The following is a 6852-nucleotide window of genomic DNA, read 5'->3' as shown; positions in this document are numbered from 1 at the left end:
AGGATTGAACTCCCGACCTCGTCATTACCAATGACGCGCTCTACCACTGAGCTACCACAGCATCTTTGGATCGGGGAATTAGACGTAATCTGACTTTGGTGCAAGCCCTCTCTGGACGGTTTTTGCCCTTGTTGCTAACAGAGGTACCATGAGCGACAAACACACCAAGAACAAAGCAGATAAGACCGCCAAGACCCGCGAAGACCGGTTGAAGGCGGCGCTGAAGGCCAATATGGCCAAACGCAAGGCTCAGGCCCGCGCACGGGCAAGCGACGCAAAAGAGAAAGAGTAGGCAGGCATGGATTCTATCGTCGTTACGGGTGGTACCCCCCTTCATGGCAAAATCGCTATTGCGGGCGCTAAGAACGCAGCATTGGCTTTGATGCCCGCCACGTTGTTGTCAGAAGAACCGCTGACCCTCACGAATGCCCCACGCCTGTCCGACATAAAGACGATGACTGCCCTGCTGCAATCATTAGGTGTCGAAGTCACTTCGATGCAGGACGGCAAAGTGCAGGTCCTTTCCAGCCATGCCATGACGTCTACAACGGCAGACTATGAAATCGTGCGCAAGATGCGCGCGTCCAACCTTGTGCTGGGTCCCCTTCTGGCCCGCCACCACCAAGCTATTGTGTCTTTGCCCGGCGGCTGCGCCATTGGTGCGCGCCCTATGGATATTCACGTCACAGCACTTGAAGCGATGGGTGCCGAAATCGAGCTTAAAGACGGCTATCTGCATGCAGTCGCTAAAGGTGGCTTGAAAGGCGCGAAAGTACCACTGCGTTTTGCCTCTGTGGGTGCGACAGAGAACATCCTGATGGCTGCGACCTTGGCCAAAGGTACCACCGTAATTGAAAACGCCGCCCGCGAGCCTGAAATCGTGGACTTGGCCCAATGCTTGCGCCGTATGGGTGCACAGATCGAAGGCGAAGGCACCAGCACGATCACCATTCAAGGCGTCGATAGCCTTGGCGCTGCTACACATCCTGTTGTTACTGACCGAATCGAATTGGGTACGTACATGCTCGCTCCTGTCTTTGCAGGTGGTGAAGTCGAATGCCTTGGGGGTCGTCTTGATTTAGTCGGCTCCTTTGTTGAAAAATTAGACGCTGCAGGCGTTGACGTAACCGAGACACCAGATGGTCTTAAGGTGAAACGCAGGACGGACCGCGCCATGGCCGTGGACATCACCACGGAGGTCTTTCCGGGCTTCCCGACCGACCTGCAGGCCCAAATGATGGCGATGCTATGCACCGCCCAAGGAACGTCCGTGCTAGAAGAAAAAATCTTCGAGAATCGCTTTATGCATGCCCCTGAACTGATCCGCATGGGGGCAGATATTGAGGTCCACGGCGGCGTTGCGACCGTAAAAGGTGTTGATCGCCTAAAGGGTGCGCCTGTGATGGCCACGGACCTGCGTGCCTCTGTGTCGCTGATCCTTGCGGGACTTGCTGCCGAGGGCGAGACAAAGGTTAGCCGCATCTACCACCTTGATCGCGGGTACGAGCATATCGAAGACAAGCTAAGCGCTGTCGGGGCAAAAATCGAAAGGGTTTCTTCATGACCGAAGACGCAAAATTCGAAGATGGACGCGAGGCGCCTTTGCGGCTCAAGGCGCTCGACACCGATGATTTGGCAGTGATGGCAGCACTTGTTCAGGACGCAGTCTTTCCTGCGTCGGAAATGAAGTGGGACGCCAAGGCGCGCCGCTTTGCGATCTTGCTCAATCGCTTCCGCTGGGAAGACGTCGACAGCGCCCGCCTGCGCAAGCGTAGCTTTGAACGCGTACAGTCGTTACTGGTCATCGAAGACGTGATGAAAGTGCAAAGCCAAGGTGTTGATAAAGCCGCCACTGACATGGTGTATTCGCTGTTATCCATTGATTTCGTAGCAGGCGAAGACGGTATGGGCCGTGTTGAATTAACGCTTGCAGGTGACGGTATGATCGGGCTTGAGGTTGAAGCGCTTGAGGTGCTTTTGCGCGACGTGACACGCCCCTATGTGGCACCGTCTGCCAAGGCACCGTCACACCCCGCATAACGCGTCCATTGAAGCACCCCGCCCTGCCCGCTATGTCGTGCGTCCAAGGAGTTTGCGATGCCACAGTTTCTATCCACATCTGATCCCGATTTTGAGGTCCGCTTTACCGCCCTTTTGGGTGCCAAACGCGAAGACAGCCCAGAGGTCGATCATATAGTCGCCGACATCATCGCCGATGTGCGCGCGCGCGGTGATGCAGCCGTTCTGGAACTGACGGCAAAGTTTGACCGGCTAGAACTGACAGCTGACACCATGCGCTTTAGCGAAGCAGAAATCGAAGCCGAGTGCGCGAAAGTCGACGATGCTGACCGTGCCGCTTTAGAATTGGCTGCAGAACGCATCCGTGCCTACCACAGCCGCCAAATGCCCGCTGATGCGATGTGGACCGACGAGATCGGCGCGACGCTTGGGTGGCGGTGGACGCCTGTGTCGGCTGCTGGGCTTTATGTTCCCGGTGGCACCGCATCCTATCCGTCATCGGTGCTGATGAATGCGATTCCTGCAAAGGTCGCGGGCGTGCAGCGTCTTGCGATTGTCGTGCCGACACCTGACGGGGTGACGAACCCGCTCGTGTTAATGGCCGCGCGTATCGCTGGCGTGGACGAGATTTACCGCATTGGTGGCGCACAGGCTGTTGCCGCCCTTGCCTACGGCACGCAAACGATTGCGCCTGTCGATAAAATCACTGGTCCTGGAAACGCATTCGTGGCCGCTGCCAAACGCCGTGTCTTTGGCAAAGTCGGCATTGATATGATCGCTGGCCCGTCGGAAATTCTGGTGATTGCAGACAAAGACAACGACCCTGATTGGATCGCTCTTGATCTGCTCAGCCAAGCCGAACACGACGTCAGTGCGCAATCAATCCTCATCACCGATGATGCAGGTTTTGGGCAAGCAGTTGCACACGCGGTCGACAAGCGCCTTGAAACACTTGAGCGGCGTGCGATTGCAGGGGCAAGCTGGCGTGATTTTGGCACGATCATAACGGTTGCCGATTTCGACGAGGCTGTGACCCTGTCAGACCGGATCGCCCCCGAACACTTGGAGCTGTGCACTGCTGATGCGGACGCGCTCAGCGACAAGATCACCCATGCGGGTGCGATCTTTATTGGTGGTTGGACACCCGAGGCAATCGGTGACTACATTGGCGGTCCAAATCACGTGCTGCCAACAGCACGTTCAGCAAGGTTTTCAAGCGGTTTATCAGTCATGGATTTCATCAAACGCACCACGTTGTCACGCATGACACCCGAGGCCCTAGCGGCGATTGGCCCGTCAGCAGAACGATTGGCAATTTCAGAAAGCCTAGAGGCACATGGCCTGTCAGTGCGCGCCCGATTGGACCGATTGAACGGAGGTGACGCATGAGCAGGATTATCCACATCGATCTTGATGATCGCAACCTGCCGCCGCCCACACCAGAGATTGATCAAGAACGCAAAGTAGCGATGTTTGATCTGTTGGAAGATAACAGCTTTTCTATCCCGGACCGCGACGATCGCGAAGTGCCGCCCGGGCCGTACAAACTGGCGCTGTCAATCAAGGAACGTCGGTTGGTCTTTGATCTGACGCAAGAAAACGATGAACCTGCGGGCGCGTTTTTGTTGTCGCTTGGACCGTTCCGGCAAGTCGTAAAAGACTATTTCCAAATCTGCGAAAGCTATTTTGACGCGGTCAAAACGCTGCCGCCCAGCCAGATTGAAACCATCGATATGGCCCGTCGTGGCATTCACAACGAAGGCGCGCGTGTTCTGCAAGAACGGCTAGAGGGCAAAGCAGTAGTCGACAACGACACCGCCCGCCGCCTGTTTACGCTGATCTGCGTATTGCACTTCGGGGGCTAGGAAATGGCGCAGGGCAAAACATACCAAGACTTGCCTCAGTCAGTGCTATTTTGTTGCGATCATAACTCTGTCCGCTCTCCAATGGCCGAAGGGATCATGAAGCAGCTATATGGCCAGCAATGTTATGTGCAGTCGGTCGGTGTGAAAAATGATCTCGAGATTGACGGCTTTTCCATCGCTGTCTGTGCCGAACTGGGGGTGGAACTTTCGCGCCACCGATCGCGGTCATTCGATGAAATGGAAGACTGGGGCGATGACCTGTCATCCTTTGATCTGGTGCTTGCCCTATCCCCTGCCAGCCAACGCCGCGCGCTTGATTTAACACAGTTTTATCACATCGAAGTCGAATACTGGCCGATCCTTGATCCCACTGGTTTGGGCGACAACCGCGAGGCCCGCATGGCCCTCTATCGCCAAGCCCGCAACCAAATCAGGGACCGCCTGATCGCGCGCTGGGGCCCCGGCATCGACGCACAAGACGACTGAACGCATCAAAACTGCCACATGGCGCGCGGTCAGACCGATTACCCCTTGAAAAATAGTCAATTGAGGCGCATCTAAGCGCCGTCCACACCAAGTGGATTACAGATATAGGAGATCACATGGCCAAGGAAGAACTGCTCGAATTCCCAGGTGTCGTAAAAGAACTTCTGCCAAATGCGACGTTTCGGGTCGAGCTGGAAAACGGCCATGAGATCATCGCACATACGGCAGGCAAGATGCGCAAGAACCGCATCCGCGTTCTGGCTGGCGACAAGGTGCAGGTCGAAATGACACCTTATGATCTGACCAAAGGTCGGATTAACTATCGTTTCAAATAACGTGGCGCGCCCGTGCCAATTCGGCCCGCGATGACCACTTTGCCCTCTAACGCTTCGCTGAAACTGGTGCTCGGCTCTGGCTCGCCTCGGCGGTTGGAGCTGTTGGCGCAAATTGGATTGACGCCATTTGCGATCCGCGCTCCTGACATCGATGAAGACGCGCAAATGGGCGAATTGCCCCGCGACTACGTCAAACGCATTGCAGCGCAAAAAGTGGATGCCGTAGCAGCCGACGCAGACGAAGTCGTCTTATGTGCAGATACCACCGTCGCCTTGGGTCGCCGGATAATGGGCAAACCCGCAGATGCAGGGCAAGCCGCGTCGTTTCTTTACGCGCTTTCGGGTCGCCGCCATAAGGTGATCACTGCAATCGCGGTCAAACGCGGCACGCAGGTCTGGACCAAAGACGTTCAAAGCACTGTAGCGTTCAAGCAATTGTCAGACGGCGAAGTAAACGCTTATCTCGCCAGTGACGACTGGCGCGGCAAAGCTGGTGGCTACGCAATACAAGGACCCGCAAGCGCCTTTATTCCATGGATCAATGGATCATACACTGGGATCGTGGGCCTGCCTTTGGCAGAAACTGCAGGCCTGCTGACCGCAGCAGGCATCGCCATTTACGGAGACCACACATGAAGGGCCGCACAATCGTTCTGGACCACATCGGCGAAATTGAAGCAGCCGCCTATCTGGTCGACGGCAAACTTGATGATATCCTCATCGACGATCTCGATGCACCCCGCCCCGGTGCGATATACCGTGGCATTTGCGATCGGCCGATCAAAGGCCAAGGCGGTATGATGCTGCGCCTGCCCGAAGGCGAAACCGCATTCTTGCGGCACGGCAAAGGGCTAAGCCCCGGTCAACCTTTGTTGGTGCAAGTCACTGGTCACGCAGATGGTGGCAAAGCTGTTCCCGTCACAGATCGCGTTTTGTTTAAAAGCCGCTACGCCATTGTGACACCTGGAAAACCCGGCTTGAACATCTCGCGCCAGATTACCGACGAAGACACACGCGACGCATTACTGGCCATCGCCCATCAGGTATTTGACAGCACGCACGGCCTTATTTTGCGATCCTCTTGCGAGGGCGCAGACGCGGATGAAATCGCAGACGACATCGAAGCGATGCTGACAATGGCTGACACAGTCCTTGCTGATGCAGAGGGTACAACACCAGAGGCGCTGACCGAAGGCGATGGACCGCACACTGTCGCTTGGCGCGAATGGACGGGTCGGGCTGACGTTGTGACCGAAGCAGGGTCGTTTGCGCATCTGGGCATTTTAGACCAGTTCGCCGCAATAGGCGACGAATTGGTCCCTCTTGGCGAAGGTTATATGTATGTTGAACCCACGCGCGCGCTTGTTGCTGTGGACGTCAACACGGGCAATGACACGTCGCCTGCGGCAGCCTTGAAAGCCAACATTGCCGCCGCGCGCGCATTGCCACGGTCGTTGCGCCTGCGCGGACTAGCCGGACAAATTACCGTCGACTTCGTATCGATGTCGAAAGCACACCGCAAACAAGTTGAACAATCACTGCGCGCGGCGTTCAAAGCGGACCCGATTGAGACATCGCTGGTGGGCTGGACCCCCATGGGCCTATTCGAGCTACAGCGCAAACGCGAACGTCCGCCTTTCCCCAAGGCGCTGCTAAAGGACATCTGATGGCCTGCCCAATTTGCAAAAAGCCGACCCTCACTGAATTCCGCCCGTTTTGCTCTAAACGCTGCGCTGATATCGATTTGGGCAAATGGTTTTCAGGCAGTTACGCCATTCCGGCGGACGATCCCGAGGACGCGGATGATTTGGAAAGCCAACTTCGGCAAGCGGATTTGAATAAACCACACTAGTCATTGATTTTTCGCGCAGTTCCCTCTGGACACCCCCAACCACCGCGTCTAAAACCGCGACACCCAATATGGGATGCGATGCATCCCATCCCGGTGCCCGGGTAGCTCAGGGGTAGAGCAGTGGATTGAAAATCCTCGTGTCGGTGGTTCGATTCCGCCCCTGGGCACCATTTTACAAGCAAAATCAATGACATAGGTCAGCGCAAAACGCCCTATGCGTGTGTTTTTCAAAAACACACCAAACACACACTTTTTACCGTGTTTGAGGGCTGGAGCGAGAGTGGAATCACCGTGT

Annotated in this window: 10 protein-coding genes and 1 tRNA gene; all 11 read left to right on the top strand. The window is 56.0% G+C overall.

From position 1 onward, the window contains the following. The first annotated feature begins 148 nt into the window (after positions 1-148). The 11 genes from QZ197_RS13780 to QZ197_RS13730 all read left to right on the top strand — a co-directional run bounded on the left by QZ197_RS13780 (position 149) and on the right by QZ197_RS13730 (position 6727). Positions 149-292 carry a hypothetical protein gene (locus tag QZ197_RS13780; RefSeq protein ID WP_296432696.1) on the top strand — a complete coding sequence of 48 codons (144 nt, stop codon included), beginning with the start codon at positions 149-151 and terminating at the stop codon, positions 290-292. 6 nt (positions 293-298) lie between these two features. Next, entirely contained in the window at positions 299-1564 is a 1266-nt protein-coding gene (gene murA / locus QZ197_RS13775; RefSeq protein WP_296432694.1) for a UDP-N-acetylglucosamine 1-carboxyvinyltransferase, read from the top strand. Next, the gene (locus tag QZ197_RS13770) at positions 1561-2040 is read left to right on the top strand and encodes a DUF2948 family protein (protein ID WP_296432692.1); all 480 of its coding nucleotides are present in this window, start codon (positions 1561-1563) and stop codon (positions 2038-2040) included. Before murA ends, QZ197_RS13770 begins: the two co-directional genes overlap by 4 nt. A gap of 57 nt (positions 2041-2097) precedes the next feature. Further along, positions 2098-3408, top strand: a complete 1311-nt coding sequence (hisD, locus tag QZ197_RS13765) for a histidinol dehydrogenase (RefSeq protein ID WP_296432691.1) — start codon at positions 2098-2100, stop codon at positions 3406-3408. Beyond that, positions 3405-3884, top strand: coding sequence for a UPF0262 family protein (locus tag QZ197_RS13760; RefSeq protein WP_296432690.1), 480 nt, complete (start codon positions 3405-3407; stop codon positions 3882-3884). The genes hisD and QZ197_RS13760 overlap by 4 nt, the downstream gene beginning before the upstream one ends. A 3-nt stretch (positions 3885-3887) precedes the next feature. Continuing rightward, complete coding sequence (locus QZ197_RS13755) at positions 3888-4370, top strand: low molecular weight phosphatase family protein (RefSeq protein WP_296432689.1); 483 nt, start codon at positions 3888-3890, stop codon at positions 4368-4370. Between the two features lie 116 nt (positions 4371-4486). Then, entirely contained in the window at positions 4487-4705 is a 219-nt protein-coding gene (gene infA / locus QZ197_RS13750; RefSeq protein WP_007205486.1) for a translation initiation factor IF-1, read from the top strand. Between the two features lie 30 nt (positions 4706-4735). After that, positions 4736-5341 carry a Maf family protein gene (locus QZ197_RS13745; protein WP_296432688.1) on the top strand — a complete coding sequence of 202 codons (606 nt, stop codon included), beginning with the start codon at positions 4736-4738 and terminating at the stop codon, positions 5339-5341. Further along, positions 5338-6372, top strand: a complete 1035-nt coding sequence (locus QZ197_RS13740) for a ribonuclease E/G (RefSeq protein ID WP_296432687.1) — start codon at positions 5338-5340, stop codon at positions 6370-6372. The genes QZ197_RS13745 and QZ197_RS13740 overlap by 4 nt, the downstream gene beginning before the upstream one ends. Continuing rightward, positions 6372-6557 carry a DNA gyrase inhibitor YacG gene (gene yacG / locus QZ197_RS13735; RefSeq protein ID WP_296432686.1) on the top strand — a complete coding sequence of 62 codons (186 nt, stop codon included), beginning with the start codon at positions 6372-6374 and terminating at the stop codon, positions 6555-6557. Before QZ197_RS13740 ends, yacG begins: the two co-directional genes overlap by 1 nt. A gap of 95 nt (positions 6558-6652) precedes the next feature. Continuing rightward, positions 6653-6727 (top strand) — tRNA-Phe (locus QZ197_RS13730). Positions 6728-6852: the final 125 nt, after the last annotated feature.

The organism is Yoonia sp., assembly GCF_017854415.1.
GTDB lineage: Bacteria > Pseudomonadota > Alphaproteobacteria > Rhodobacterales > Rhodobacteraceae > Yoonia.
Note: the sequence above shows the minus strand (reverse complement) of the source record. Positions and strands in the feature narration are given on the sequence as shown.

Coding starts and splice junctions, on each gene's coding strand:
- yacG (WP_296432686.1), top strand. CDS start 6,372: ATGGCCTGCCCAATTTGCAAAAAGCCGACCCTCACTGAATTCCGCCCG.
- QZ197_RS13770 (WP_296432692.1), top strand. CDS start 1,561: ATGACCGAAGACGCAAAATTCGAAGATGGACGCGAGGCGCCTTTGCGG.
- QZ197_RS13745 (WP_296432688.1), top strand. CDS start 4,736: ATGACCACTTTGCCCTCTAACGCTTCGCTGAAACTGGTGCTCGGCTCT.
- murA (WP_296432694.1), top strand. CDS start 299: ATGGATTCTATCGTCGTTACGGGTGGTACCCCCCTTCATGGCAAAATC.
- QZ197_RS13760 (WP_296432690.1), top strand. CDS start 3,405: ATGAGCAGGATTATCCACATCGATCTTGATGATCGCAACCTGCCGCCG.
- QZ197_RS13740 (WP_296432687.1), top strand. CDS start 5,338: ATGAAGGGCCGCACAATCGTTCTGGACCACATCGGCGAAATTGAAGCA.
- hisD (WP_296432691.1), top strand. CDS start 2,098: ATGCCACAGTTTCTATCCACATCTGATCCCGATTTTGAGGTCCGCTTT.
- QZ197_RS13755 (WP_296432689.1), top strand. CDS start 3,888: ATGGCGCAGGGCAAAACATACCAAGACTTGCCTCAGTCAGTGCTATTT.
- infA (WP_007205486.1), top strand. CDS start 4,487: ATGGCCAAGGAAGAACTGCTCGAATTCCCAGGTGTCGTAAAAGAACTT.
- QZ197_RS13780 (WP_296432696.1), top strand. CDS start 149: ATGAGCGACAAACACACCAAGAACAAAGCAGATAAGACCGCCAAGACC.